The following is a 26,498-nucleotide window of genomic DNA, read 5'->3' as shown; positions in this document are numbered from 1 at the left end:
CATGGCCTCCATTTACGCCGAGAAGCGCGCCGACCACACCTCCCGCGCGCTCCCCAACACTCCGAACGCTACGGACGGGTGATCGCCTACACCATCACAAGGGACACCATCTGAGCTGAGAGCAGGACATTCCGTGCCCGCACGATGTCATCTTGATCGACTCTCCCCCATTGCTTCATAGCGGAGATTCTCGGCGCGCCCGAACGGGCCGAACAAGGCCGGGGAGCTGTGCCGTTCGTCCTACGAAAACCCGCGCTGACCTGTCATGATGGATATGACGTCACACCCCCGGAGGTCCCGGGCCCTCCCGTTCCGACGGGGCCTTTCGCGGGTCGCGGGTCGAGGCGAGCAGCCTGCTCACCATGTGACGATCGAGGCCTCGGCAGCACCACGGAGAGTCCGAACAATGGTGCCCGGTCCGGGCGGCGCCGGCCGATGAAGGGCAGAGCCGATGACGCGCGCGGTCAGGACGGGGCAGGCACACGGACTGGGAAGCCGCCCCGCGGCGCGTACGGAAACCGCATGTCCATGGGCAACCGGCGTCACGCGTCCGGACCACCGGCATGCGTGAGCCCCTGGTACAGGCAAAAGCACTGCGAGACGGCGGTGTCGTGTCAGATGAACAGGGCGCTCTCGATGTCGATGGTGACGAGTTCCGCGTCGCGGGAGACCGTGCCGTCCTGTCCGCGCCGGTAGACGCGCCGCCGGGTCGGTACCATGATCCCGTCGAACTCCCTGTACTCGGCGACGTAGTGTGCCGCAGGCCCGGCCATGATCACCTCGGGCGTGTAATCATGCCTGCGCAGCAGCCCGTTCGAGTCGAAGTAGAAGACCTGCTCTCGGCAATGTGTCGCAATGTGGTCGGGGAAGGTGACCTTCAGGCGCCTCCAGGTCTCCCCCTCCTCAGTGACAGGAGAGAGTTCCACGGCCGTGAACCCTGGCGAGGCGAACGTAAACGGGGACGTGAGGTACGTCCACATCGCGTATCCGGCGAAGTAGGCGACGTGCAGGTCATCCCATGCAGCCCGCACGTCGGTCGGAAAGGAGGCACGAGGGTCGAGTCGCTCCGCCGTCGCTTCCCCCGCGACGGTCTCGAGAGCCACTCGCTGCGGGGTAAAGGATGTCCGCAGGTGGGGCGCCGTGAAGGGATGGTGGCTGGCATGCTGTCGATGCAGGTCGAGCCGGACGGCCGATCGGCTCAGAATTCCCTCCTGCCCCTTCAGTCGCCACAGTGAGCCCCCGACACGGAGGTGCAGTGTGGCCGAGCTGAACTGGTGGAAGCGCGCGAGGCCACCGTGCGCCTGGATGACAGAACTGACGAGATCATTCATGGTGGACGTCTCCTGGGTACCTTGTGAATCCCGAGTCGGCTGATGCCTGGAATGGCTGGGCGAGTGCCGGAGGGTGGTCCCGGTGCAGCGGAGCCGCCCGCAGAGGAAGAGGCCGGGTTTACCCCACGATCGCTGGTCAGGACTCGTCGGACAGGAAATGCTCGGCGAGCGGAGTACCGGCGAACTGCTCGTGCATCAAACGCGAGAAGAGCAGCAGCGCATGCCGCGGCCGGTGGAGCACCGCGAGGCTTTGGGCCTCCCCCTCGGCGTTGGACGTGACCGTGACCACAACCTTCACGGCCTCGCCCTGAACCGCGGACTCATAGATCTCCAGGAAGCCGTCGTCGCCGAAGTCGTCAGCGAAGCTGAAGTCCTGAAACTCATACAGCTCGCGGGCCTTGACCACGATGGCGCGCACCGCGTCCGCCCCGTGAGCCGTACCGTTCATCGCCGCACCCTCCAGGGTGACGTCGTCTGCCAGGTTATCCAGCCACCACGGGTAATAGGTCAAGTTCTGGCCCTCTGCCTCGCTGCGCTCGGAACGTGCCACGCCACGCCTCCCTCGTCGGCCGACCAGGGGCCGGCTACCTGATAGTTAATGAGAGCATATGCTCCTAATTTGAGTAGGGCAAGCGCATGCTCGCCCACGAGAACCCCGGATGCGGACTGGGTCGCCTACCTCATTCACCCGACGTGGTCGCGGTAATCACCCAGAGCGTCGAACCGGCTACGTCAGCTTCGGCCTGGTCACCCTGACCGCCAAGGTCGAGCAGCAGACGGCGCAGGGCTGGGTGCCTCTGGTGCGGGCGTCCGGCGGCATCCTCTTCGGGCCGAAGGAGGGCAGGGCTGAGACGGTAGGGGGCTTCACCGCGGTGGCGGCTCAAGGGAGACGGTGTTCACCACGCGATGCTCGGCATCGCCCGCATGCACAACGTTGCCCTCGTCGGATAGGCAAGCGGGCCGCACGGCGACCCGACCCGCAGTGGCTCGGGATGCCTCCCGCCGGGCGTGGGCCGTTGACTACCCAAGTCGGCCTGCGAAAAGGCACTTTCGTCCGCCGGGCGCCGACCGGGGGGCACCTGGTGATGCACGCCGTGCTGATTCCCGACACCCCGGCGCAGCGGGCCTGCGCGCCACAGTGGAGCGGATGGGGATGACGACCATGGTGATGGCGTTCGGCGCGGGGTGCTGCAGCCCGCGTTCCTTTGCCGATCACCTCGTCGCCTGTCTTCAGCCGGACCTCGTCCGCATGCACGACGTGCTGCTGGAGCAGGTCGGCGGCGGCGCGTCCCCAATGGACCGCAGCGGCGGACAAGCCCCGCACAGCGCCGAGAAGTTCATGAGGCGCACGATGAGGGACCAGCACGAGCGCTGAGCGTGACGGCCGGGTGGCCGGCCGAAAGGCAGATGATCAACGCCACCAGTCGTGGTCCGGGGCGTGTTCATGGGAAGGGGGTGGTTGGGAGAGGTCTGTTGTTGTCGGTGTGGGCGGTGGGGCGTAGTCGCGGGTGTGGATGTGGTCGCGGGTGATGTTGATGAAGGTGCGGGCGGCGGCGCTCTGGTAGGCGTGGTGGCGGGTGAGGAGGGTGACGGTGCGGGTGGGGAGCGGTGGTTCGAGGGGGATGGGGGTGAGGTGTGGGTGGTCGTGGGCGATGGCCTCGGGCAGGACGGTGGCCAATCGGGTGTGCTGGACGATTTCGGTGAGGGCCTGGATGGAGTTGGCTTCGACGGCGATGTGTGGGTGGGCTCGGTGGCGGGTGAGGTAGGCGTCGATGTGGCTTCGGGTGGCGAAGTCGCTGCTGAGCAGGGCCAGGTGCTGCCGGTCGAGGGCCTTGACGGGCAGGGGCTGGGGATGGGTGGGGGCCTGTTGTGCCGCGGTGACAAGGCTGAGGGTCTCGGTGAACAAGGGTGTGGCGGCGATGCCGGGTTGGCGGGGGGCGGTGAAGGCGATGGCGAGGTCGATCTCGTCGTCGGCCAGGCCGGCTTCGATGCGGTCCTGGGGTGCTTCCGTGACAGTCAGGGTGATGCTGGGGTGGCGGGCGTTCAGCTCGGCGACGAGCGGGCCGACGAGGTAGGCGGTGAAGGTCGGCGTGACCGCGAGGCGGAGATGGCCGCGGGAGAGGTCCTGAACGTCGTGGACGGCGCGTTCGGCGGCGGCCAGGTCGCGCAGAGCCCGCCGGGCGTGCTCGAGATAGGCCTGGCCGGCGTCGGTGGGCCGTACGGACCGGCCGGTGCGGTCGAGCAGCTGCACGCCCAGGGTGCGTTCCAGCTGTTTGATCTGCTGGGACAGGGTGGGCTGGGAGATGTGCAGATCCTCGGCGGCACGGGTGAAGTTCCCGTGTTCGGCGACGGCTAGCAGGTAGCGCAGGTGACGGAGCTCCAGGGCGGCCATACCAGCACTATAGACATCGTCGATGGGCACCATGGATAGCAAGTCTTGGACGCTATAGGTGCAGCTCGCGCATGGTGGATGGTGTGGGGCCCCGAGGGGCCGACCGCTACCGAAGGGATTGACTGATGCAGGACCTCACCGAGGGCGTCGCGCGGTTCCAACGCGAGGTTTTCCCGGCGAAGGCCGGCCTCTTCGCTCACCTCGCCGGACATCACGAGCCGCACACGCTCTTCATCGGCTGCTCCGACGCCCGCGTCGCACCAGAGCTGATCACGCAGGGTGAGCCAGGTGAGCTCTTCGTGATCCGCACGGCTGGGAACCTCGTCCCCGCGTACGCCCCCGCTGCCGAGGCGGTTGCAGCCAGTATCGAGTACGCGGTCGCGGTGCTGGGCGTGAGCGGCATCGTGGTGTGCGGGCACTCCGCCTGCGGCGCGATGACTGCCCTGGCCGAAGACCACGACCTCAGCGGCGCGCCGCTGGTCGCGGACTGGCTGCGGCACGCGGACGCCGCGGTGGCCCGTAGTGCCGGCTTGGCGGCCGGGCGGGAGAAGGTCGGCCTTCTGGTCCGCCAGAACGTGCACGCGCAGTTGACGAACCTGGCCACCCATCCCTGTGTCGCCCGGGCGCTTGCGGAGCGCAAGGTGACGCTGCACGGCTGGGTCTTCGACATCGGCACCGGGCGTGTCGAAGTCCTTGAGTCCACCGGCACCGGCACGGGCGGGAGCACCGTCCTCGCCGCCTGACCGGCCTCCGTCTGAACCCGTCCCGGCTGCCGGACTGCCCGTCGGACCCCGCCTGAATCCTCCCCGGACGAACCGCCCGGACCCCGCTGAACTTCGCCCGGCCTGTTCCGAGGCGCTGACGCGGTCCCGCCCCTAGCGCGGTGCCCGCGACCTCTCACAGACCCTGCCGTTCCACTGCTTCCCGTATGGATCGGCCCCCGAAGAAGTATTGGAGCCCTGTCATGCTGCACGCCCAGTTCGACTCCGCCGCCCGCCAGGCCCTGGCCGCCCAGGCCGTGGACGCCAAGGTTCGTAACGGCCTGTCCTGGAAGCAGATCGCCGACGCTGCCGGCCTGTCGGTCGCCTTCACCACCGCCGCCGTCCTCGGCCAGCACCCGCTGCCGAAGGAGTCCGCCGAGGCTGTGGCCGGGCTGCTGGGCCTGGACGAGGATGCGGTGATGCTGCTGCAGACCGTCCCGGTCCGCGGCTCGATCCCCGGCGGCATCCCCACCGACCCGACGATCTACCGCTTCTACGAGATGATCCAGGTCTACGGCACCACCCTCAAGGCCCTGATCCACGAACAGTTCGGCGACGGCATCATCTCCGCGATCAACTTCAAGCTGGACGTCAAGAAGGTTGCCGACCCCGAGGGCGGCGAGCGCGCGGTGATCACCCTGGACGGCAAGTACCTGCCGACCAAGCCCTTCTGACCCCCTCGGTTCCCGCCAGGGCGGCCCGGATAGGCCCTCAGGGCCAGCCGTCCCTGGTGCAACCGAGTGTGGGACAGGGCCGTTCGTTGGGCTCTGTCCCACATCCGGTGGTGACGGAGAGTGGTGAGGATCGTTGACCTTCAAATGTGATGGATGTCAACGAGCTTGCGCAGATGGTGTTTCCGGGTCTGTGCCCGCTGGTCATGGAGGATGTGGCCGACGATGGTGAACGCATCGTGGTGCGGGCCCGGACGCCGCTGGACACCGCGGTCTGCCAGGTGTGCGGGGCCTCGTCGGGACGGCACGGCTATCACTGGCGGAGGGTGGCCGACGTTCCGGTCGACTGGCGACGGGTGGTGGTCCGTGTGTGGGTGCGGCGTCTGGTGTGTCCCACGCGAGGCTGCCGCCACACCTTTCGCGAACAGGTGCCTGGGGTGCTGGAGCGATATCAGCGCCGCACCGCTCGTCTGACCAGGCAGGTCATGGCCGTGGTCAAAGAGTCAGCGGGCCGGGCGGGATCACGTTTGCTGGCGATACTCGCCGTGGTCCTGTCCCGTCACACCGCCCTGCGCGCCCTGCTGCGCATCCCGTTGCCGGCCGGCGGACGGTCGACCCCTACCGCGAGCACCTGCGCAAACGCCGGGCCGAGGACCCCGCCGTCCCCGTCAAGCACCTCTTCGAAGAGATCAAGACCCTCGGCTACGAGGGCTGCCTCAACCTCCTGTACAAGTACATCAGCCAAGGACTGTACTTGCTGTTGCGCTTGCGCACACGGGCCTTCAGCCGCCAGCGCCGGCTCTTCGGCAGGAGGCCGGCCAGGGCGGCACGACCGATCGCCCTGGTGAGGGCCACCGGATCGGTCGGGGCGATGCCGCGGGGCTCGACGCGGCCGCCGGCGGGAACTCGACGGGCACGGCCACATCGTGACCGACAGCGCCCACCGCACGTCCGTACCGGGGGTCTGGGCCTTCGGCGACGCGGTGAACCACTTCCAGCTCAAGCACATGGCCAATGCCGAGGCACGGCTGGTGCGGCACAACCTGCTCCACGCGGAGGATCTGCGCACGCTGTCCAACAGGGTCGCGCCGCACGCGGTCTTCATCAGCCCGCAGATCGCGAGCGTCGGGCTGACCGAACAGGAGGCACGCCGCCGCGGGATCGCGTGCCTGGTGAGCGTCCGGGACTACGCGGACACCGCGTACGGATGGGCGCTGGAGGACACCGCCGGCTTCGTGAAAGTGCTGGCGGATCCCGCCGACCGTACGGTCCTCGGCGCTCACATCATCGGCCCCCAGGCCGCGACGCTCGTCCAGCCGCTGATCCGGGCGATGACGCTGGGCTGACGGTGGACCAGGTCGGCCGCGAGGTGCTGTACATCCACCCGGCGCTGACCGAGTCTGTTGAACAGGCCCTGCTGAGCCTGTAGTACACCGGCCACGGGAAACGGCGGTGGCGGCGGCCGTACGTTCGCCATATTTCCTGTCGGCCCAGGCCGCGCCGCAACGCGGCGAGCCGCCGCAGGACCTGCCGACCGCCGTTCTCGCCCGGGAGTTCGTCGCGGTCCACCAGGGCCTGGCCCTGCCCACCGTCTTGGACCCCGAACTCCACGACACCGCCTATGGGGGGCGGTCCAGGCCGTCCTGGAGGCGCCGAACCGATCCCTCCGGTCTACCGGCCGGTGGCGACGCGGCCGGGGGCGGGGAGTTCGCCCGAGCCGCGGGCCACGAGACGTGTGTCGACCATGAGGGTACGGGCGCGGGAGCGGTCGCCCTCCAGGCGCTCGATGGCGGTGGCACCGGCCAGCTCGCCCATGGCGACCGGGTTCTGGGCGACCACGGTCAGCGCGGGTTCCAGGATGGAGGCCATGGGTACGTCGTCGAAGGCGACCACGGCGACGTCCTTGCGGCGGCTGCGGGAGAGCTCCGACAGGACACCGATGGTCATGACGTTGTTGCCCGACAGCAGCGCGGTGGGCGGGTCGGGCAGGGCGAGCAGCCGGGCCGTGGCCTCGGCGGCTCCCGCCGGGTCGTGGGCGTCGACGACCAGCGCCCGGTCGTGGGGCAGGCCCGCGTCGGCGAGGGCCGCGCGGTAACCGGCGAGCCGCTCGCGGCGCGTGTAGAGGCGGGACGGCAGGTCGCCGATGAACCCGATCCTGCGGTGCCCCCCGGCGATCAGGTGGGTGACGCCCTCCTGAGTGCCGGCTCGGTTGGAGCTCACCACGGTGTCGGTGGTGAGCCCGTTGCCGGGACGGTCCAGGAAGACGACCGGCAGCCCGGCGGCCCGCTGCGCCTTGAGGTGGGAGTGGTCCGCGCCCACCGCCGGCGCGACCATGAGCACGCTGACGCGGCGGGCCAGGAACGTCCGGATCAGCGCGAGCTCCCGCTCCGGGTCGTCGTCCGACGAACCCATCAGCAAGGTGAGCCCCCGGCTGTGCACCGCGTCCTCGATGCCGCCCGCGACGGCGCCGAAGAACGGGTTGCCGAGGTCGGGCACCACCAGGCCGACGGTGGTGTCGGGCCCGCCGACCCGCATACTCCTGGCCATCAGGTTCGGCTGGAAGCCGAGTTTCGCGACGGCCGCCAGTACCCGCTTCCTGGTCTCGGGGGAACTGGGGCCGTCCTCATTGAGGACCCGGGAGACCGTTTTGGCGCTCACGCCGACCTCGCGGGCGACGTCGGCGAGGGTCGGTCTGCGGGCCGCTGTCATAAACCACCTTTTCCTGAGGGCCTCGGTGCGCGGATGCCGGGGACGTGGATCAGATCCCCCGCACGCCGGCCGCCGTGGCCGCGTCGCTGTCCGCCACGACCGTACCGCCGTCTGGGCGCACGGTGAGCGCGCCGGTCATGATGGCCACCACCTCGGCCATGGTGTAGTCCGACGGCTTGATCACGGCCTCGCGCCTGCCGAGCCGGTGGACGTGGACGCGGTCGGCGATCTCGAAGACGTGCGGCATGTTGTGGCTGATGAGGATGACCGGCACACCCTTGTCCCGTACGCGGCGGATCAGGTCGAGCACCTGCCCGGACTCCTTGACGCCCAGGGCGGCCGTCGGCTCGTCCATGACGACGACACTGCGGGCCCAGGCGGCGGCCCGGGCGACCGCCACGGCCTGCCGCTGGCCGCCGGAGAGCGTCTCGACCGGCTGCGTCAGCGAGCCCACGCCCACCTTGAGCTCGGCCATGTGCGCCGCGGCCTGCCGGCGCATGGCCTTTTTGTCGAGCACGCGGAACACCGACCCGAGCACGCCCGGACGGCGGACCTCCCGTCCGAGGAACATGTTGGAGGCGATGTCCATGGACGCGGCGACGGCGAGGTCCTGGTACACCGTCTCGATGCCGTGCGCCCGTGCCTCCTGCGGTCCGGAGAACCTGATCGGCCTGCCGTGCAGCCGGATCTCGCCGGCGTCCGGCACCAGTGCGCCGGTGAGGGCCTTGATGAGGCTGGTCTTGCCCGCGCCGTTGTCGCCGATGACGGCGAGTACCTCGCCGGGCATGAGGTCGAAGTCGGCCTCGTCGATCGCGGTGACGTGCCCGTAGCGCTTGACCAGTCCGCGCGCGCTGAGGACGGGTGTCGGCGCGGCGGTCTCCTTTGCGGACTCGGGTTCGGGGCGGCGGGCGGTACCCGCGTCGCGGGCCGCCGGGTCGTGGGAGGAGGCGGGGCCGCTCATCGGGTGCCCTTTCGTGAGAGCTGGTCGACCGTGACCGCGAGGATCACCAGGACGCCGGTGACCAGTGTCTGGTAGACGGACGAGACGCCCATCAGCTGCAGGCCGTTGCGGAAGACACCGACGATGAGCACGCCGACGAACGTGCCGAGCACGGTGCCGCGCCCGCCGAACAGGCTCGTGCCGCCGAGCACCACCGCGGTGATGCTGTCGAGGTTGTCGGTCTGCCCGGCCTGCGGGTCGCCGACCCCGGTGCGCGACACCAGCAGCAGGGCCGCGATCCCGTAGACGAGTCCGGCCACCGTGTAGACGCCGACGGTGAGCCGGGACACGCGGATGCCGCTGAGGCGGGCGCTCTCCGCGCTGTTGCCGAGGGCGTAGACGTGCCGGCCCCAGGCGGTGCTGCTCAGCGCGTAGGCGAAGCCGAGGAAGAGGGCGACGGTGACCAGCGAGCCGTAGGTGACGTCGGTCCGGCCGAGCGGGAAGGTGCGGCCCAGCGCGGTGAGCGGCCCGGGGAGACCGGTGACCGTCTGCTCGGCGGAGTAGATGTGGGTCAGCGCGAAGGCCACGTTGAGCATGCCCAGCGTCACGATGAACGGCGGCAGCGGCACGACCCGGACCAGCAACCCGTTGACCAGCCCGAACACACCGCAGGCGAGGATGCCGATACCGATGGCGAGCACCGGCGGCAGCGGCCCCTCGACGGCGAGCTTGGCGATGAGGATGCCACCGAAGGCCATCACGGCGCCGCAGGACAGGTCGATCCCGGCGGTGAGGATGATGAGCGTCTGGCCGATGGCGAGGGTTCCGACGACCATGACCTGCTGGAGGATCAGGGAGAAGTTGCCGCCGGACAGGAACTGGTCGGTGGTCAGGGAGAAGAAGACCGAGGCGAGGATCAGGGCCGCGAACGGCCCCGCGGCGGGGGCCGTGAGGAGCCGCCGCAGGGCGGTCGACTCCTTCGCGGCCACGGGGAGCGAGGTGGACACGGTCACCGTGCTCAGCCCCAGCAGTTCTGCAGGCCGAAACCGGTGTCCTCGGACTCCGTGCCCGCCTGCTGCTTGTCGGTGATCAGGGTGACGCCGGTGTCGGTGTAGCCGCTGGTCTTCTTGCCGCTCTTGGCGTACTCGGCGACCGCCTTGACACCGTCGGCGGCCATCTTCAGCGGGTACTGCTGCGAAGTCGCGGCGATCTTGCCGTCCTTGACCGCCTGCACGCCGGTGCAGCCGCCGTCGATGGCGACGATCATGACGTCCTTCTCGCGTCCCTTCGCCTTGACGGCGGTGTAGGCGCCGAGCGCCGCGGGCTCGTTGATCGCGTAGACGAGGTTGATGTCCGGCGCCTTCTGCAGGCAGTTCTCCATGGCGGTCTGGCCCTTGGCCTGGTCGCCGCCGGTGTCCTGGGAGCAGACGATGGAGGGGTCCGAGGCGCCGACGCCGAAGCCCTTGACGAAGCCCTCGTGCCGCTGCACGCCCACCGACACGCCGGGGGCGAGGTCCAGCGTGGCGATCTTCGCCTTCTTGCCGGCCATCGCGGCCTTGGCGTACGCGCCGATGAGTTCGCCGGCCTTCACGTTGTCGGTGGCGAAGAGGGCGTCGGCCGCGTCCTCCGGCTCCGGCGGGGTGTCCAGGGCGATGACCAGCACACCCTTGGCGCGGGCCTTCGCGATCGCGGGGACGATGGCCTTGGAGTCGTTGGGGGTGATCAGCACGCCCTTGACGCCGGCGGCGACCATGTTCTCCAGGGCGGTGACCTGCCCGGCGTTGTCGCCGTCGAACTTGCCTGCGGCTGTGGTCAGTTCGACGTTCTCGCTCTTGGCTGCCTGCTCGGCGCCCTCCTTCATCTTGACGAAGTAGGGATTCGTGTCGGTCTTGGTGATCAGGCCGACCTTGACCTTGCCCCCGGAAGACGTGCCACCACCGGAACCGGATCCGCAGGCCGCCAGGGACAGGGCGAGGCCGGCGGCGCCGATGACGAGGGCCGGACGGGCTCTACGGGACATGTGCGACTCCTACGGTAAGCAGTGAGCGGGAACGGCCGTGCAGCGCTGCGGGCGGCGAGAGACATCGCCGGAGTCGGTGCCATCGTTGACACATGTCATCGTTGACACCACTTGCGGAGGATGATGGACTCCCGCTCCGGCAACGTCAATGCCTTGTGTCGAACACGAGTTGGCAACACGACGGATCGTCACTCACGGGGCGCTGCCCGGCCCGCGAGGCGGCCCCGACCCCCGCCCCACGTCCCACCTGGAGGAACCCTCGCATGCAGCCGCGTCCGGTCACTGTGCTGGGAGAGTGCGTCGCCGACGTCCTCGCCGTTCCCGGTCCCCCTCCTCCGCGCCCCTCGGGGCAGGGCCCCTCCCGGGGCGCGGAGCAGGGCCTGAGCCTGCGCGTCCTCCCCGGCGGAGGCCCCGCCAACACCGCTGTGGGCCTGGCCCGCCTCGGCACGCCGACCCGGCTGCTGGCCCGGCTGTCGGGCGACGTCTTCGGCCGGCTGTTCCGCGGCCATCTGCTGGCCTCGGGCGTGGACCTGTCGCATGCGACGGCCGCGGCCGAACCGAGCACACTCGCGGTCGCCGACGTGGATGCCGGAGGGCAGGCCGCGTACTCCTTCCACGCCGAGGCCACCGCGGACTGGCAGTGGACACGCGCGGAACTGGACCGGGCCGACCTGAGCGGAACGGCCTGCGTGCACTCCGGCTCGCTCGCGCTGGTCCGCGAGCCGGGCGGCTCACTCGTGGAGGAGCTGCTGACCAGGGCGCGGAGGCACGCCACCGTCAGCATCGACCCCAACGTCAGACCCGCCCTGGTCGACCCGGACGTCTACCGCGAGCGACTGCCCCGCTGGTGCGCGGTGGCGGACATCCTGCGGCTGAGCGAGGACGACCTCGGCGCTGTGGCGCCGGGCACGGCGGCCGAAGCGGCCTGCGACGAGTTCCACGCGGCGGGCGCGCGGCTTGTCGTGGTCACCCGCGGCGCGCACGGCGCCCTCGCGTCACTCGACGGACGGCGCGTCTCGGTGCCCGGCGTGCCGACTCGGGTGGTCGACACCGTGGGCGCCGGCGACTCCTTCACCGCGGGGCTGCTCCACTTCCTCGGCGAGCGCGGCCTGCTGGGCGGCCGGCTCGACCGGCTCGAACCGGCCGAGGTCGCGGCGGCCTGCGCGTACGCCGTCCGCGTCGCCGCGCTGACCTGCGCCGTCGCCGGTCCCAACCCGCCGTGGGCGCACGAAGTCGCAGCCGGTGGCGGCGGCCGGGACAGCGGCCATTCGATGACGTCCAGTCAGAATTGAATCTCGCTTTCGCAGTTGACGCGCCCCCGAAGCGCGCCCATCATCTGACATCGATCGGATGTCAGCGATGACATGTGTCAACGATGACACTCAGCACCGATGTCCAGAGAGTGGGTTCACATGCGTCGAAGAGTCGGGGCCCTGGTCGTCGCCCTGCTCGCGGGCCTGGCCGCGCTCCTGCCGACCACACCCGCGGTCGCCGGGACCGTCTGGGACTACCCCGAGTTCCCGTATCCGGCGACGACCTACAGCGAGCCTTTCCGCGGCCAGTTCCATTTCAGCTCGCAGTCGGGCTGGATGAACGACCCCAACGGCCTGGTGTACGCCAACGGGCTCTACCACTTCTTCTACCAGCACAATCCGCACGGCCTGGCCTGGGACACCATGCACTGGGGCCACGCCACCAGTCCTGATCTGGTGCACTGGACCCAGAAGCCGATCGCGCTCGAGCCCGGGGTGCACTCCGGCACGCTCTTCTCCGGCGGCGGCGTCGTCGACAAGGACAACACCTCGGGGCTCAGGACCGGGTCACTCGACCCGATCGTGGTGTTCTCCAACACCGACGGCGTCAGCATCTTCTACAGCAACGACAACGGCCAGACCTTCCAGGCCTACGACAAGGGCCGCAAGCAGATCACCATTCCCGACGAGAGCCGCGACCCGAAGGTGTTCTGGGACACGGCCCGCCACCGCTGGGCCATGGTCGTCTGGTCCAACCAGGGCGGCAATGGCGTGAACATCTACACCTCGCCCGATCTCCTGGACTGGACCCTCGCCAGCCGCTTCCAGGCACCCTGGCTCTTCGAGTGCCCCGACATGTACCCGCTGGACCTGGACGGCAAGACCGGGCAGCAGCGGTGGGTGCTGACCTCGGCGTCCAGCCAGTACGTCGTCGGCACGTTCGACGGAACGACCTTCCGCACCGACTGGACCCAGCCGCAGCAGATGGACCTGGGCACCACCTACGCGGGCGGCACGTTCTACGCCGCCGAGACGTTCACCAACACCCCTGACGGGCGCACCGTGCAGATGGCCTGGCAGGGCGGCAACCGCGGCAGCACCTGGACGGGCAACTCGACGTTCCCGGTGACGCTCGGCCTGGTGACCACCCCGGACGGGCCGCGGATCACCCGTACCCCGGTCGCCGAACTCTCCTCGCTCGGGTCGGAGACCAAGAGCTGGAAGAACGAGACGATCAACGCGGCCAAGGGCGGCAACCTCTTCGGGAGCATCAAGGCCGACACCTACGAGATCGCCGCCCAGTTCGACGTGCAGGGCGCTACGGCGAGGCGGTTCGGCTTCGACCTGCACAGCCGCTCCGACGGCACCGCCGACCGCAGCGTGGCGTACGACACGGCCGGGCAGACCCTGCAGGGGAAGTCGCTCAAGCCCAGGAACGGCAAGGTCACGATGCGATTGCTGGTGGACCGGGGCCAGCTGGAGATATTCGGCGACGGCGGACGGTACTCCCTGTCCGACAACGTCGACTTCGACTCCGCGGCGGACAGCCAGGGCATCCGGCTCTTCGCCGTCGGCGGGAAGGTGAAGCTGGACAGCGCGACCTTCACCCGTCTCAACACCAGCTGGGGAACCGCCCAGTCCACCCTGCTGAGCAACCTGAAGGGCCCCTGGCACGCCGCGGGCGGCTCATGGACCGACGTCGGCGGCGGCAAACGTGCCTCCACCAGTGGCGACGGCTTCTACATGAGCGCGAGCAGCGGCGGCGACGCCGTCTACCAGGGCGACATCACACTCGACACCGCGCGGGCCGGCGGCCTGACCTTCCGGGCCGACGCCTCGGGTGCCGGTTACACGGCGACGCTCGACACCAGCGGTGTGGTCAAGCTGTGGCGCCCGGGCAAGGACATCTCCGTCAAGACGGCACCCATCAGCGCGGGCCGCACCTACCACGTGAAGGTGCAGGCCGAGGGCTCCCGTATCCGGGTCTGGCTGGACAACGGCGCCGATCCGGTCATCGACGCCACCGACAGCACGTACTCCGGCGGGCTGTTCGGCGTGAACGTCTACAACGGCGCCGCGACGGTGCAGAACCTCAACACCGGAGCGGGCGGCTTCTCGGCCTTCCCCGCCGGAAGGTGGACACCTCACGGCGGTACCTGGACGGTCACCCCGGCCGGGCTGAGGGGCAGTTCGTCGCAGGACGGCTTCTACCTCAGCGACCGCACGGGCGGCGACTTCACCTACGAGGGCGACCTGTCCGTCACGAACGGCACCGCGACCGGTCTGACCTTCCGGGCCGACGGCTCGGGTGTGGGCTACACGGCGAACATCGACACCGGGGGCATGGTCAAGCTGTGGCGTCCGGGCCGCGACATCGCGACGTACGCCACGCCGATCGTCGAGGGTCGCACCTACCACCTGAAGGTGCGCACCGAGGGCTCCCGCATCCGGGTCTGGTTCGGCGACGGCGCCGATCCCGTCATCGATGCGACCGACGACGCGTACACCAGCGGCCTGTTCGGGGTGAACGGCTTCGCGGCCAACACCCTGGCGCAGAACCTGACCGTCGGCTGACTCACGGGACCGCCCCGGGGCAGGCCCATGTGCCCGTCCCTGGGCGGTCCTTCGGCCGCGGGTATTTCCAACGTTGGACAGACTCTGGCCCCAGCCAGATGTCGACCCAGGGTAACCTCAGGACAACTCCGCCCAGATCAAAGCTATTTCACGGGCAATCCGGACCCCGCTCCGGCATGCTCCGGCACGGGCCCGGAGACGTTCACGCCTCGCCCACACCCGCCCTGACGGCCGACCCTGGGTAATCAGCGGAATTGGGTCATCTGACGGACCGGTAGCAGAAAGGTGCCGCCTGATCTGCGAGGATGTGAGTGTCTAGCAGAAGATCACTGAAAATCTTGCGTGGGGGGTGTCCGGCGGCGGGCCGGACGGCCCGCCGTACCGCTGGTCACCGCGTGGAAGCATGAGCGGGTGGCGCGTCGGCGACCGGGGACCCGGGTTCCGGCGACCTGCGCGAGGTCGTGAACGCGCTGCTCCACCAGAACCGGACGGGCTGTCAGTGGCGGCTCCTGCCGCACGACCTCCCGGCCTGGTCGGCGGTGTTCTCCTACTTCACCCTGTGGCGCGGGGACGGCCTTGACCAGCGGATCCATGAGATTTTGCGCTGCCAGGTGCGGGAGCGGGCCAGACGGTTAGATGACCCGTCCCTGGTGATCACCGACACCCAGTCCGTCCGCGTGGCGGCCGGGGTGCCGAGGGAGACGACGGGACTGGACGCGCAAGGCGTCCGGCAGGAAGCGTGGGCTCGCCGTCGATGTGCTGGGCCTGATCATCGGTGTGGTGGTCCTGGCCGCGAGCGCGCACGACAACGAGGCCGGCATCTCCCTGGTGGACCAGGCCGCCGAGCGGTGCGGGATGCGCCTGGAAAAGGTCCTGGTCGACCAGGGTTTCAAGGACGCCGTGATCATCCACGGGGCGGTGAAGGACATCACCGTCGAGGTGGTCCGACGCAACCGCGACGACGAAGGCAAGGGCTTCGTCCCGCAACCGAAGCGGTGGGTGGTCGAGCAGGTCAACGGCACCCTCATGCTGAACCGGCGCCGCGCCTCGCCCGCGACTACGATCACCGGCCCGACAACGCGGCCTCCCGGGTCTACTGGGCCTCCACCGCCGGCATGCGCCGCCGCCTCGCCACCCCTACCACCACCTGGCGGGACGTGGAGCTGGCCGAGTGAACGTCAGCGAACTCCTGCGGCTGCTGCGGACCGAACACGATGTGACCGCATAGGTTCGCCGGGTAGCTGGGTCAGTCCTTGATCGCCAACCGGCGGCCTGTGGTATGTCCTCGGCGAGGCGTTGTCGTACCCTCGGTGTAGCGTCCGGGCCGGAGTCGATTTCATGCTCTGCGGTTAACGGAGGCGCGCGGATGACGAGTACGACAGGCGAGCCCGTGGTGGTGGTGTCCCGGCGCGTCGGGGCCCCGGCGGAGGAGATCTTCCGGATCCTGGCCGACCCCGGACGGCACCCGGACCTCGATGGCTCGGGGATGCTGCGCGGTGGCGTCTCCGACGCCGTGGTCTCGGGCGTCGGGGACGTCTTCGTGATGCGGATGCACTACGAGCGATACGGCGACTATGAGATGAACAACCACGTCGTCGCGTACGAGCCGGACCGTCGCATCGGCTGGGAGCCGAGGCCCGGTCGCGGGCACCCTGACGCCACCGCGCCCGGGGCCGCGTGGGGCCACCGGTGGATCTTCGATCTGCTCCCGGACGGAGCCGGGTCGACGGTCGTGACCGAGACCTTCGACGGTTCGCGCATGCCGGAGGACAAACGCGCGGAAGTGGACGGTGGGCGCGCCTGGTGGCAGACGCAGATGGCCGGCACCCTGGAACGCCTCGCCGAACTGTGCGCCGCCCGGTGAACGCCGAACTCGACGTCCTCAAGGGAGCCCTGGACCGTCAGCGCGAGCACGTCCTCGGGGTCCTGGAAGGGCTCTCGGAGGAGGATCTGCGGCGGCTGGTGCTGCCCAGCGGCTGGAGCTGCCTGGCACTGCTGCGCCACCTCACCCTGGATGTCGAACGCTTCTGGTTTGCCGGGGTGCCGGACAGCTCGCGGCAGGCGCGGAGGCGCACTGGTACGTACCCGAGGGGATGACCACCGACGAGGTCTTCGCCGACTACCGGGCGGCCATCGCGCGTGCAGACGCCGTGCTTGCCGCCGCCGCGCCCGAACAGGAGCCCGCCGCCTGGCCCGTGGAGATCTGGCCGACCTGGCAGCTGCCTGACGTGCGGCACATCCTGATCCACGTGGTCACCGAAGTCGCTTGCCACAGTGGCCACTTGGACGCGGTGCGCGAACTGATCGACGGCACCACTTGGCTCGGCGGCAACCCCTACGCCGGATAGTTCTGTGACCGGGTGAGGTGCGTCGGGTTCTTCAGGCCGCGGTGGCGAGGGGGCGTCCGCCCCAGCGGATGCCTTTCTCGCTGCGGATGCGGGCGCGTTCCTTGCGTTCGGCGGCCAGGACGTCGCGGTGGCGGGCGTTGGCGTTGCGCCAGCGCAGGTAGGCGTGCAGGGCCCGGGTCTGCACGGTGTGATTGGGGTAGTTGGAGTTGGCGATGGTGAACTGCCTCAGCGGTCCGAAGTGCGCCTCGATGGGGTTCGCCCAGGAGGCGTAGGTCGGGGTGAAACACAGTTCGACCTTGTGTTTCTTGGCCCAGCGGCGGATGTCGGCGCCCTTGTGGGCGGACAGGTTGTCCAAGATCACGTAGATCGGGGCGCCGTCGGCCCGGGCGGCACGGATCGACTTCAGCGCAGCCAACGTGTTGGCGGCCCCTTTCTGCGGCGGTTGACACCCCAGAGGGTGTCGTCGCCGATCGAGTAGCAGCCATGGAACCAGCGCACGCCGTGGGTGCGGTGGTAGGTGGCGGGCAGTCGGTCGGGGCGCTTCTGGGCGGCCTGGGAGAGGCCTGGCAATGCCGCAGTGGTCTTCGTACGGGTGCGTGGCGAGCGCCGGGGCGACGGTCACCACATGTCGCCCCGCTCCGGCGGGCGGGGTTGTGAGCCGGCATGTTGTGTCACGCCCCCTCCAGCGGGCCGGCCGCCAATTGCTGACTTCGGCTCGTAGGGGTGGATTTCCGTAATCTGCCTGGTGGGTCCGGCTTGGTGGCTGTATTTCGTTGTGTGAGATATGCGGATGGGGCGGGCTGACCGCTGCGGGTCGGCTGCGCCGTGAGTCGGTGCGGATGCAGGCGGCCGAGCTGTTCGAGCAGGGCATCAAGCCGCTGGAGGTGGCCCGGCCCCTGCGGGTGAGCACGAAGTCGGCTTATCAGTGGCACCGGTTGTGGCGGGATGGCGGTGCGCGGGCCCTGGCTACGCGTGGTCCGAGCGGTTCGCGGTGCCGTCTGTCCCCGCGCTGTTTGGAGAAGCTCGCTGGACATCTGGAGGAGGGCCCGGCCGCGCACGGTTGGGTGGAGGACCAGGTGGTGGACGGCGGCGAGGTGGCCACGCTGATCGGCAGGAAGTTCCACATCTCCTACAGCGTCTCGGGTGCGACGCGGCTGATGCACCGGCTGGGTTTTAGGACTTGCCCGGACGATCATGTGACTACTCGCTGTCCGGGTCGTTGATGTGGGCATGGGACGGGGTGATCTGACAGATGCGGGGTGGGAACGGCTGCGGCCGTTCCTGCCGGTCAGTAACCGGCGTTGTGGCCGGTGGCGGGATCACCGGCAGGTGATCGACGGCATTTTGCACCGGGTGCGGACCGGGGTGCAGTGGCGTGACCTGCCAGAACGGTTCGGGCCGTGGAAGACGGTCTACGAACGGCACCGACTGTTGGTCGGCCGACGGGACGTGGGAACACCTGCTGCAGCAGGTCCAGGCCGGGGCCGATGCCGCAGGTGACATCGACTGGGACATCGCGGTGGACTCCACGATCGTCCGCGCGCATCAGCACGCGGCCGGCGCCCGCACCGACCCTCCGACGGCGCCCGCCTCAAAGGGGGCCGATCAGGCAGAACACCAGGACGAGACGGCGTGGCGGAGCCTGCACGCCCGCCTGGTGGAGGTGGTGCGTGAGGGCCTGGGCCGCTCGCGGGGCGGCTTCACCAGCAAACTCCACCTGAGCGCCGACGGCCGCTGCCGCCCGCTGTCCCTGATCGTCACACCAGGACAGCGCGCGGACTGCACCCAGTTCAAGCAGGTGCTGGACAAAATCCGCATTCCCAAGATCGGGCCCGGCAGGCCCGCAAGAAACCCGACAGCCTCGCGGCGGACAAGGCCTACAGCAACAAAGCCATCCGCGCATACCTGCGGCGTCGCGGCATCCGGCACACCATCCCGGAGAAGACCGACGCCCAGGCCGCCCGCCTGCGCAAAGGCTCACGCGGCGGACGGCCACTCGGCTTCGACGAAGAGCGGGACAAGAAACGCAACACCATCGAACGGGCGATCAACCGGCTCAAGCAGCACCGGGCCGTTGCCACGCGCTACGACAAGCGCGGTTACGTCTATCTCGGCACAGCCACCGCAGCAGCACTCGCCATCTGGCTCCGAACAATGATCGCCCGGACAAGTCCTAGTTCCCGGCCGCCCGCGGCGGGATGTTGTGGTTGAAGCGGAACATGTTGCCCGGGTCCCAGGCCGTCTTCAGCTCGACCAGACGCTCGTACGCTTCGGCCGTGTAAGCCTCCCGCACGTCGGCGGGGTCGGTGTGGGCGACGCCCGCCATGAAGTTGAGCATGCGGGTGCCGGTCGCCCAAGGCGCTAGCGTCGCCACGACCCGGTCCTGGCCCTCGTGCACCGCCTCGTCCTCGCCAATGCCGAGGACGCCGGCCGAGTACACCTGGAAGCGCGCCTCGGGGAAGTGCGCGACCGCGTTGGGCACCCGCGGCGGGCGGGCAAGGGCGCCGCCGAGGTTGCGGAACTCCAGGCCGACCGCGATCTGCGTGCCCGGTCCGACCAGTCCCAGGATCGCTTCGACTGTGTCCTCGTCCAGCGTGCCGAGCTGGAAGTTGTTGATGTGGTAGGAGCCCGAGATCGGCGGGTCGTTGTGGATGGTGCCGACCTGCGTGTACGGGATGTCGGCGACCGTGTCCAGCAGGATCGGCGCCACCTCGCGCAGCGGCCGGATCAGACGCTCGCCTTCCGCCGGGTCGCCGAGGTAACTCAGCCGCAGGTGCAGGGCGAAGCGTCCGCGCAGCTCCTCGGGCACGCCGTCCACGTCCGGCCAGTCCAGCATGAAGAATGAGGAGGCCATCTCCTCCGGCATCTCGGTGACCCAGGTACGGTACAGGTGCAGCACGTCCCGCACCGACTCGGCCGGGTACCACAGGCCGCCGCCGTACAACCGGGCGACCTCCATCAGTTCGACCTCGATCGCGGTCACCACACCAAAGTTGCCCTTGCCGCCGCGCAGCGCCCAGAACAGGTCCGGGTTCTCGTCCTGGTCGGTGATGCGGAGTTCGCCGTCGGCAGTGACCACCTCGATGCGCCGGACGTGGTCGGCGGCATAGCCGTAGCGCCGGGAGAGGACACCGATGCCGCCGCCCAGCACGTAGGAGACGGCACCGACGAAGGGCGCCGAGCCGTTCAGCGGGGCGAGCCCGTGTTCGGCGGCGAGCGGGATGACGTCCTGCCACAGCACACCGGCCTCGAGCCGTGCGGTGCGCCGCTCGGGGTCCACCCGGACGCCGTTCATGGCGCGGGTGGACAGGTACACCGAGCGCTCGTCGGCGGGCAGGCAAGCACCGTGCCCGGTGGCCTGGACGGCGACGCAGAGCCCGTGGTCGCGGGCGAAGCGGACCGAGGTCACCACGTCATCGGCGTTTGCCACGGCCACGACCACCGCGGGCCGGTGCTCGACCGCCCGGTCGAAGCCGTCGATGTGCTGGGCGTAGCCGGGCTCGCCCGGCAGGAACACGGGGCCCTTGACGTCCTCCGTGAGCCGCAGGAGGCTCTCCGGGGTCGGAGCCGCCTTGTTCGCCGGGTTCAACTCGATCACTGGCATTCCTCTTCTTCATCTGACGCTGTGCGGGTGCGGGCGGCACCCGTGCGGTGAGGCTGGTCCCCGGCAGTGGATACCGGGTTACACACCACGAGTGACAACGTATGTGGCGTGATCAGTTGCTGTTCGGACTCGGCTGGTGCGAGGTAGCCGAGCGCTGAATGCCGACGGCGCCGGCGGTCTTGAGAGTCGGGCCTGAACGAAAGGCCACTGGCGAGCCCACTTCCCCCCAACACACCGTAGGGCCCTGGTTGTCCTTCACTGTCACGGCGCCGCGGCGGCGGTCGGGCACGGTGGATTCAGATGAGTTCCAGGCCTCCGTCGATCGTGAGGACCTGGCCCGTCAGCCATGTAGCGGTGGGTTCCGCAAAGCGGACGATCCAGGACGCCACTTCCTCCGGCTCTCCCCTCCTTCCGAGGGGGATCTTGGATGCCTGCTCCTTCTTGATCGCGATCACCTCCTCCTGCGTGAGCCCGCTCACTGACAAAGCCTCGCTCTCGGTCGGACCGGGGGCAATTGCATTCACCCTGACACCGTCCTTGGCCAACTCGACCGCCCAGGTGCGCGTCAGCTGTTCCAGGGCCGCCTTGGTCGCCCCGTAGTGGGCACCACCCGGGTGGGGGCGATGGCCGTAGGTGCTGGAGACGTTGATGATCGAGCCCTTGCTGCGACGCAGGTGAGGCAACGCTGCCTGGGCGAGCATGGTGGGTGCGATGACGTTGAGATCGAACAAGTCGGTGATGCGCGAGCGTGTCACCTCGTCGAACGACAGACGTGCGGTGGCACCGGCGTTGTTCACCAGCACGTCGACCTGTCCCCACCGATCGATCGCCGTACCAATGATTAGCTCAGGGGCCTGCTCCGAGCACACGTCGATGGCGAGAGTCGCGATGCCGGAGTGCATGGCGGCGGTTTCGTCCAGGGCCGACTGGCGTCGGCCGACGCCGAGAACACGCGCCCCCGCCTCGGCCATAGCGACCGCCGTTGCCCGGCCGATCCCCGTACCGGCTCCGGTGACGATGACGACGCGGTCACGAAGGGATCGGATGTGCTGTTGTTCCATCACGGAGTCTTCCTCTTTTCTGGCCGTGCTGGTCACGCCGGCCTCCACGACAGACCGGGATGCCGCTCGGATGCTGCTGCCGACAAAAGTGGTTCACGCGCTGGCTGGCAGTTGTTGATCAGCCCAGATGATTTTGCCGTCCCGGATGTGTCGGGTTCCCCATCGGCGGGACAGTTGGGTGACGAGGAAGAGGCCGCGGCCGTGGCCGTCGGTGGTATGGGCGTGTCACGCAAGCGGGTGGCTGTGGCTGGCGTCGGAAACTTCGCAGGTCAACATTTCGTGTCGGGTGAGGCGTAGGCCGATCGAGCAGTCGCCGCTGCGGTCGCTGCTGCCGTGGATGATGGCGTTGGTGACCAGTTCGCTGACGATCAGCTCTGTGGACTCGGCTAGCTGTTCCAGTCCCCACTGGGCCAGCTGCCGGGTAGCGAGAGTTCGGGCACGGCAGACGACGGCGGGGTCGCTGGGGAACTGCCAAGAGGCAACCTGGTCTGCACTAAGCGAGCGGGTCCGTGCGAGGAGCAGAGTGACATCGTCGCTCGGCGGCTTGGCCCGCAGTGTGTCCACTGCTGAAGAGCACAGGTCATCCAGTGTGAGGTCGGGTCGTGCGAGGGCCGCGCGCAAACGGTTCATGCCGGCGCCGATGTCCTGGTCGCGGGCCTCGATGAGACCGTCGGTGTAGAGGGCGAGCACGCTTCCTTCGGCGAGTTCCAAAGTTACGGACTCGAAACGGACCAGTCCGAGGCCGAGCGGTGATCCGGGGGCAGGTCGGGACACGCCTGCAACGCTATGCACGAGGCGGCGTCCGAGTATGGTCCATTTCTGTGACAGATTCCCGGGCCAATTCTGCGGACAAAGAAACATCGCGGTCTACGGCTAGCCTCGATCTTTCGTGACGGCCCGTCGGATTCTCTGGCGGGCCGTTTCGGTCGTTCGGGCGATCACGGGTAGGTCTGCGGCCCGGCTGTCGCGTCGGGTGGGCGCCGGGTTCCACGGTTCCGGGCGGGGTGGTGCTGTTCGTAGGAACGGGACGTTGCTGGTCAGCCGGGGTTCGGCAGGGCTTGGAGCCGTTGTAGGGCTTGGTTGATCAGGTCTGTCCAGGGCCAGTGCGTCGCGAGGCGGAGGATGTGGCGTCGTCGAGCATCGGCATCCATGCGAGCAGGTCGAGGGCGATCTGGATGATCTCCAGCCAGATCTGGTTCTGCGCGGTGTGGTGGAGGGGCAGGTTGCGCAGGCCGGTGGCCCGTGCGGCCCGGATGCGGTCCTCGGCTCGCGCGCGCTGGCGGTGCCGCAGCTCGAGCTGAGCGATCGGCACGTTGGGGGTGTCGGTGGCGAACGCGGTGAGCCGCAGGCCGTCGGCGTCGGTGATACGCAATTGGGCGCCGGGGTGAGGCCGTTCCTTGCGGACGATCAGTCGCATCCCTGTCGGCCATCCCTTGCGGGCGTCACCGGCGAGTTCGGCGACCCAGGCGCCGTCGCGGACCTCGCCACCTGGCTCGACGGCCGGCGTCCATGCGGTGGCGGGAACGTGCAGCACTGCTTGGTGGATGGGATCGGTGATGGTCATACCGACCGAGTACGACAGCCACCTTCCGCGCTGGGCCAGCCAGGCCACGAACTCGTGGGTCCCGCCCCCGGAGTCGGTACGGATGAGCGTGTGGCGTCCGCGCCGGTAGGTCTTCGGGAGCTGGGCCAGGGCGAGCCGGGCGGCTTCGATGTGGTCGGCGGCGGTGTTGGAGCCGGCGTTGCCAGGCCGCAGCAAGCCCGCCACGGGTTCTCCGCTGCCGCCACTGCCGTGGTCGACGAAACCCATCAGCGGGTGGTGACCGAAGGACTTCTTCCACGTCGGCTTCGCGTCCTGCTTGTCGGAGTGCGCGATCACCAGCACCCCGTCCAGGTCCACGATGACCTGTCCGCCGCGGTCCGGGGCCGCATCACCGGCCAACCTCCATACCCGTTCACGGACCTCGGACCGTGCGGCCCGGATGGCTGTCAGCGCTTTCGGCCCGGCTGCGGCGAGGGTGTCGATCAGCCGGGAGACCGTCGGGTCGGAGGCCACCGGCCCGAACACGGCCGGCTCGGCCCGCAGCATGCCCACATCGGCCAGGCAGTCCCCGCCCAGCGCGACCGCAAGCGCCACATCCAGCACGATCTTCCCCGGATCGTGCACCGCCCGCTGCCGCCGCCACGGCGCCAGCCCCGCCGATATCGCCCGATCAAGGCCGGTCTTGCGGACCGTCTCCACCAGCAGCACGGCTCCAGCCTGCGAGACCACCCCACGACCGCCGCCCTCGGCACGGACACGCGGATAGAACCCGATACGCTTCTTCACCTGGGAAGTGCTTCTTTCCTTGCAGCCAACAGGACTCTCGACAAGCCCTATCGTTGCAGGTCAGGAGCACTTCCCGTCGTTATGATCAAGCCTCGGACAGCCTCACCCCGTGAAAGCCCGAGGCTAGTACTCCAGTGCGACTTCGTGAGTGCCGCGAGTCGTCGTCGGTAGTGGCTGCGTCGGGCGGTTGCTTGGTGCTGCCTACGCCAGTTCGACCAGTGCAGCACGTGGCCGGGTGAGGGCAACAGCGGTCTGAGGATTGCTGCGAGCAGGTGTCGGATCTCCGGGACGGTCAGCTGGATCGGCCCGCTGCTCCGGGCAGGGCGATTGGCCTCGGGAGACCTTCGCGGAGCCGAGCTCGTGGCGACGGCGGCGAGGAAGGCGAGGGCGAGCATGGCCGCGCCGTCATCTCCACCATCTCCACATCCTCCAACGGCTACGCCCGCCGCATGGGCTGGGAAGCCCCTGTACCCGTCTTCGCCTGGACGGTGACCGCCGACGACCGCCACGGCATGAACCTCACCGTCCACGACTTCTGGGCCACCGACCCGGACACCGCGGCCGCCATGCTCGCCTTCCTCGGCCGCCACAACACCCGCGCCGAACTCATCGAATTCCGTCGCGGCGCCCTGCCGCCGCTCCCCACGCTCCTGCACAACCTGCACCGCCACCGCGCTCAGGCACAGTCCTGGCACCCCTGGATGCTCCGCATCCTTGACATCCCGGCAGCCATCAGCGCACGCGGCTGGCCCGCCGACATCGACGCCGCACTGCCCATCGGCATCGAGAACGCCACCGGCGACAGCATCGACCGCTACCTGCTGCAGATCGCCGGCGGCAAGGCCGAACTCCCCCCACGACCACCGGCAGCTATGTGACCCTCACCCGCCGACAGCTCGCCTGCTGGTACGCCGGCGGATACCGCAGCGTCACCGCAGCCCAGATCAGCGGCGTCCACAGCCAGTCCACCAAGACCCTGACCACACTGATCCACGCCACGACCGACCACGAGCCCTGGCTGCCGGACCACTTCTGATCCCACCCATCCCCTGGAGACCGCTCGCAGGGCGAGGGCCGAGCCAATCCGGGACATCGACACCCCGGACAGGCCCGGCCTACTCGCCCTGCCCTGATGCCTTACGGACACGGCCATGCGTCGTTCGGAGCCACACAACGACGACACGGCACGCAAGACCGTGGCTTGCCCGCGAGATTCTGGACGGTGTCGCGTGAACGACCCGAGCGAGGCTGCACGCTACCGGCTGCCTGAAGCAGAGAACCGCAGAATTTTAGAACGGCAGGCAGCACCGCTGCTCACCGCCCACTCAGCGCTCCGGCTCGCAGTGCTCCTGACGCCAGGTAGCACCCCGCAGCCAGCAGAAGCAGGCCGAAAGCAACTTCCCTGACAAAGAGCTCCCGCTTCAGGCCCCACGACGCAGTAGCGACTCGCTATAGCGGCACACGATCGGAGCCAGGTAGTCCGCGTGCGGCCCAGACAACTCCGCAAGCTCGCCCACCGACCTCACCAGCGCAACGCGGTCCAGCTCCGGCTCCCGCCCACAGGCCCGCTCCGCGGCATCAACGGCTTCAAACCGGTCGAGCAGCACCGCCTCAGGCCTGGGTGGTGCGAGGTAGACCACACCGATGCTGCCGTTCTCGCCTCGAGTGACAGCCCACATCTTAAGATCCCCGGGCGCCGTGTCCAGGCCCGTCTCTTCCACCAACTCGCGCGCCCCATTGCGGCGCAGCCCGGCCTCATCGAGGACCTCGTGCTCCTGCGGGGGCTCCACCGACCCGCCAGGCAGCTGCCAGCGCCCCGGAGCGGCCGTCGACGAGGACATCCGCGCCGCCATGATCCGACCGTCGTCGGTCGGCTGCACCACGTTCACGAACAGCGAGGGAAGCGCACAGGCACCCGCCACGCGACGCAAGACGTAGTGCCGGTACGTCACCTGCGCCCACGTCAAGACGAGGCGTCGAGGGCCGTCCCACTCCACTCCCGCGCACGCCACCACGGGCCCGTCGAAAAGATCCGGATTGGCAACCACCGCGGCATCCCAGACGCGGTCCCGGGCCACCTGGTGTTCCGTCGACACCGTAGGCGCAGCGCTCTGCAGCAGGCGAAGATCGCGCACATCGAAGATTTCAAAGCCAGGGTCCTGCAACTGAGGCTCAGTCACCTGACTCATCCTAGAGCCGACAGTCGCATACGATTCATCATCGCACAACTAGGCTTAACATCTCATTCTTCCCCAATACGGTGAAAGATCAGAGGGGTACGACGCCGTGCGGGGATCCGGGCTGGCGGGAGCGCTGGGGCGGCAGCAGGCGTCACTCGCTTGTGCCGGCAGCCTCTGACTCGCCGGTTACGGCTGAGTCAGCGGGGGACACGTCGATGGTGTCCCTTGTGATGGTGTAGGCGATCACCCGTCCGTAGCGTTCGGAGTGTTGGGGAGCGCGCGGGAGGTGTGGTCGGCGCGCTTCTCGGCGTAAATGGAGGCCATT

General features: G+C 69.0%; 20 protein-coding genes and 7 pseudogenes. 14 read left to right on the top strand and 13 right to left on the bottom strand.

Annotation, left to right across the window (positions count from 1 at the left end):
• Positions 1 to 614 precede the first annotated feature (614 nt).
• Both AC3EUJ_RS34895 and AC3EUJ_RS34890 read right to left on the bottom strand, forming a co-directional pair.
• Positions 615 to 1,331, bottom strand: coding sequence for a hypothetical protein (locus AC3EUJ_RS34895; RefSeq protein WP_431968648.1), 717 nt, complete (start codon positions 1,329 to 1,331; stop codon positions 615 to 617).
• A gap of 136 nt (positions 1,332 to 1,467) precedes the next feature.
• Complete coding sequence (locus AC3EUJ_RS34890) at positions 1,468 to 1,881, bottom strand: hypothetical protein (RefSeq protein WP_431968646.1); 414 nt, start codon at positions 1,879 to 1,881, stop codon at positions 1,468 to 1,470.
• Positions 1,882 to 2,484: 603 nt separating this feature from the next.
• On the opposite strand from AC3EUJ_RS34890, the gene AC3EUJ_RS34885 reads away from it, so the two are divergent.
• Positions 2,485 to 2,706, top strand: a complete 222-nt coding sequence (locus tag AC3EUJ_RS34885) for a hypothetical protein (protein WP_431968644.1) — start codon at positions 2,485 to 2,487, stop codon at positions 2,704 to 2,706.
• 36 nt (positions 2,707 to 2,742) lie between these two features.
• Here AC3EUJ_RS34885 and cynR read toward each other — a convergent pair whose 3' ends face one another.
• Positions 2,743 to 3,723, bottom strand: a complete 981-nt coding sequence (cynR, locus tag AC3EUJ_RS34880) for a transcriptional regulator CynR (protein WP_431968642.1) — start codon at positions 3,721 to 3,723, stop codon at positions 2,743 to 2,745.
• 125 nt (positions 3,724 to 3,848) lie between these two features.
• Between cynR and AC3EUJ_RS34875 the strand changes: the two genes are divergently transcribed.
• The 4 genes and pseudogenes from AC3EUJ_RS34875 (at position 3,849) to AC3EUJ_RS34860 (ending at position 6,501) form a co-directional block, all read left to right on the top strand.
• Positions 3,849 to 4,466 carry a carbonic anhydrase gene (locus tag AC3EUJ_RS34875; protein WP_431968641.1) on the top strand — a complete coding sequence of 206 codons (618 nt, stop codon included), beginning with the start codon at positions 3,849 to 3,851 and terminating at the stop codon, positions 4,464 to 4,466.
• A 221-nt stretch (positions 4,467 to 4,687) separates the two neighbouring features.
• The gene (gene cynS / locus AC3EUJ_RS34870) at positions 4,688 to 5,158 is read left to right on the top strand and encodes a cyanase (protein WP_431968639.1); all 471 of its coding nucleotides are present in this window, start codon (positions 4,688 to 4,690) and stop codon (positions 5,156 to 5,158) included.
• Positions 5,159 to 5,307: 149 nt separating this feature from the next.
• Positions 5,308 to 5,903 (top strand): annotated as a pseudogene (locus tag AC3EUJ_RS34865) (ISL3 family transposase); the annotation flags it as partial.
• Between the two features lie 178 nt (positions 5,904 to 6,081).
• Positions 6,082 to 6,501, top strand: a complete 420-nt coding sequence (locus AC3EUJ_RS34860) for an NAD(P)/FAD-dependent oxidoreductase (protein WP_431968637.1) — start codon at positions 6,082 to 6,084, stop codon at positions 6,499 to 6,501.
• Between the two features lie 325 nt (positions 6,502 to 6,826).
• On the opposite strand, the gene AC3EUJ_RS34855 is transcribed toward AC3EUJ_RS34860, so the two are convergent.
• Genes AC3EUJ_RS34855 through AC3EUJ_RS34840 form a run of 4 tightly spaced genes read right to left on the bottom strand, consistent with a single transcriptional unit; the run spans position 6,827 to position 10,824 of the window.
• Positions 6,827 to 7,864 (bottom strand): LacI family DNA-binding transcriptional regulator, encoded by a 1,038-nt coding sequence (locus AC3EUJ_RS34855; RefSeq protein WP_431968636.1) that lies wholly within the window; start codon positions 7,862 to 7,864, stop codon positions 6,827 to 6,829.
• A gap of 49 nt (positions 7,865 to 7,913) precedes the next feature.
• Positions 7,914 to 8,825, bottom strand: coding sequence for an ATP-binding cassette domain-containing protein (locus AC3EUJ_RS34850; protein ID WP_431968634.1), 912 nt, complete (start codon positions 8,823 to 8,825; stop codon positions 7,914 to 7,916).
• Positions 8,822 to 9,817 carry an ABC transporter permease gene (locus AC3EUJ_RS34845; protein ID WP_431968632.1) on the bottom strand — a complete coding sequence of 332 codons (996 nt, stop codon included), beginning with the start codon at positions 9,815 to 9,817 and terminating at the stop codon, positions 8,822 to 8,824. Before AC3EUJ_RS34845 ends, AC3EUJ_RS34850 begins: the two co-directional genes overlap by 4 nt.
• 5 nt (positions 9,818 to 9,822) lie before the next feature.
• Entirely contained in the window at positions 9,823 to 10,824 is a 1,002-nt protein-coding gene (locus AC3EUJ_RS34840) for a substrate-binding domain-containing protein (RefSeq protein WP_431968630.1), read from the bottom strand.
• Positions 10,825 to 11,087: 263 nt separating this feature from the next.
• Here AC3EUJ_RS34840 and AC3EUJ_RS34835 point away from each other — a divergent pair, with 263 nt between their 5' ends.
• From AC3EUJ_RS34835 to AC3EUJ_RS34815, 5 genes and pseudogenes are all read left to right on the top strand, one after another.
• Entirely contained in the window at positions 11,088 to 12,116 is a 1,029-nt protein-coding gene (locus tag AC3EUJ_RS34835; protein WP_431968628.1) for a carbohydrate kinase family protein, read from the top strand.
• 120 nt (positions 12,117 to 12,236) lie between these two features.
• Positions 12,237 to 14,651 (top strand): glycoside hydrolase family 32 protein, encoded by a 2,415-nt coding sequence (locus AC3EUJ_RS34830; RefSeq protein ID WP_431968626.1) that lies wholly within the window; start codon positions 12,237 to 12,239, stop codon positions 14,649 to 14,651.
• A 342-nt stretch (positions 14,652 to 14,993) separates the two neighbouring features.
• Positions 14,994 to 15,826: pseudogene (locus tag AC3EUJ_RS34825) on the top strand (IS5 family transposase).
• A 191-nt stretch (positions 15,827 to 16,017) separates the two neighbouring features.
• Positions 16,018 to 16,515 carry an SRPBCC family protein gene (locus tag AC3EUJ_RS34820; protein ID WP_431968624.1) on the top strand — a complete coding sequence of 166 codons (498 nt, stop codon included), beginning with the start codon at positions 16,018 to 16,020 and terminating at the stop codon, positions 16,513 to 16,515.
• Positions 16,512 to 16,999, top strand: a pseudogene (locus tag AC3EUJ_RS34815) (DinB family protein). Before AC3EUJ_RS34820 ends, AC3EUJ_RS34815 begins: the two are co-directional and overlap by 4 nt.
• A gap of 31 nt (positions 17,000 to 17,030) precedes the next feature.
• Here the strand turns inward: AC3EUJ_RS34815 and AC3EUJ_RS34810 are convergent.
• Positions 17,031 to 17,563 (bottom strand): annotated as a pseudogene (locus tag AC3EUJ_RS34810) (transposase); the annotation flags it as partial.
• A gap of 213 nt (positions 17,564 to 17,776) precedes the next feature.
• Between AC3EUJ_RS34810 and AC3EUJ_RS34805 the strand changes: the two are divergent.
• Both AC3EUJ_RS34805 and AC3EUJ_RS34800 read left to right on the top strand, forming a co-directional pair.
• Positions 17,777 to 18,174, top strand: a pseudogene (locus AC3EUJ_RS34805) (helix-turn-helix domain-containing protein); the annotation flags it as partial.
• A 55-nt stretch (positions 18,175 to 18,229) separates the two neighbouring features.
• Positions 18,230 to 19,210: pseudogene (locus tag AC3EUJ_RS34800) on the top strand (IS5 family transposase).
• Here the strand turns inward: AC3EUJ_RS34800 and AC3EUJ_RS34795 are convergent.
• From AC3EUJ_RS34795 to AC3EUJ_RS34780, 4 genes and pseudogenes are all read right to left on the bottom strand, one after another.
• Positions 19,173 to 20,597, bottom strand: a complete 1,425-nt coding sequence (locus AC3EUJ_RS34795; protein ID WP_431968622.1) for an FAD-binding oxidoreductase — start codon at positions 20,595 to 20,597, stop codon at positions 19,173 to 19,175. The pseudogene AC3EUJ_RS34800 and the gene AC3EUJ_RS34795 overlap by 38 nt on opposite strands.
• Positions 20,598 to 20,899: 302 nt before the next feature.
• Positions 20,900 to 21,700: an SDR family NAD(P)-dependent oxidoreductase gene (locus tag AC3EUJ_RS34790; protein WP_431968620.1), complete on the bottom strand. Its 801-nt coding sequence runs from the start codon at positions 21,698 to 21,700 to the stop codon at positions 20,900 to 20,902.
• 189 nt (positions 21,701 to 21,889) lie between these two features.
• Positions 21,890 to 22,438, bottom strand: a complete 549-nt coding sequence (locus AC3EUJ_RS34785) for a SpoIIE family protein phosphatase (protein ID WP_431968618.1) — start codon at positions 22,436 to 22,438, stop codon at positions 21,890 to 21,892.
• Positions 22,439 to 22,701: 263 nt separating this feature from the next.
• Positions 22,702 to 23,993, bottom strand: a pseudogene (locus AC3EUJ_RS34780) (IS1380 family transposase).
• 449 nt (positions 23,994 to 24,442) lie between these two features.
• On the opposite strand from AC3EUJ_RS34780, the gene AC3EUJ_RS34775 reads away from it, so the two are divergent.
• Positions 24,443 to 24,871: a GNAT family N-acetyltransferase gene (locus AC3EUJ_RS34775; RefSeq protein ID WP_431968616.1), complete on the top strand. Its 429-nt coding sequence runs from the start codon at positions 24,443 to 24,445 to the stop codon at positions 24,869 to 24,871.
• The gene (locus AC3EUJ_RS34770; RefSeq protein WP_431968614.1) at positions 24,868 to 25,029 is read left to right on the top strand and encodes a sterol carrier protein domain-containing protein; all 162 of its coding nucleotides are present in this window, start codon (positions 24,868 to 24,870) and stop codon (positions 25,027 to 25,029) included. Before AC3EUJ_RS34775 ends, AC3EUJ_RS34770 begins: the two co-directional genes overlap by 4 nt.
• A 385-nt stretch (positions 25,030 to 25,414) precedes the next feature.
• On the opposite strand, the gene AC3EUJ_RS34765 is transcribed toward AC3EUJ_RS34770, so the two are convergent.
• Entirely contained in the window at positions 25,415 to 26,173 is a 759-nt protein-coding gene (locus tag AC3EUJ_RS34765; RefSeq protein ID WP_431968612.1) for an NUDIX domain-containing protein, read from the bottom strand.
• Positions 26,174 to 26,498 lie beyond the last annotated feature (325 nt).

Source organism: Actinacidiphila sp. bgisy160 (assembly GCF_057707815.1).
The sequence above is the reverse complement of the archived record's forward strand: the minus strand, read 5'-3'. Positions and strand labels throughout refer to the sequence as shown.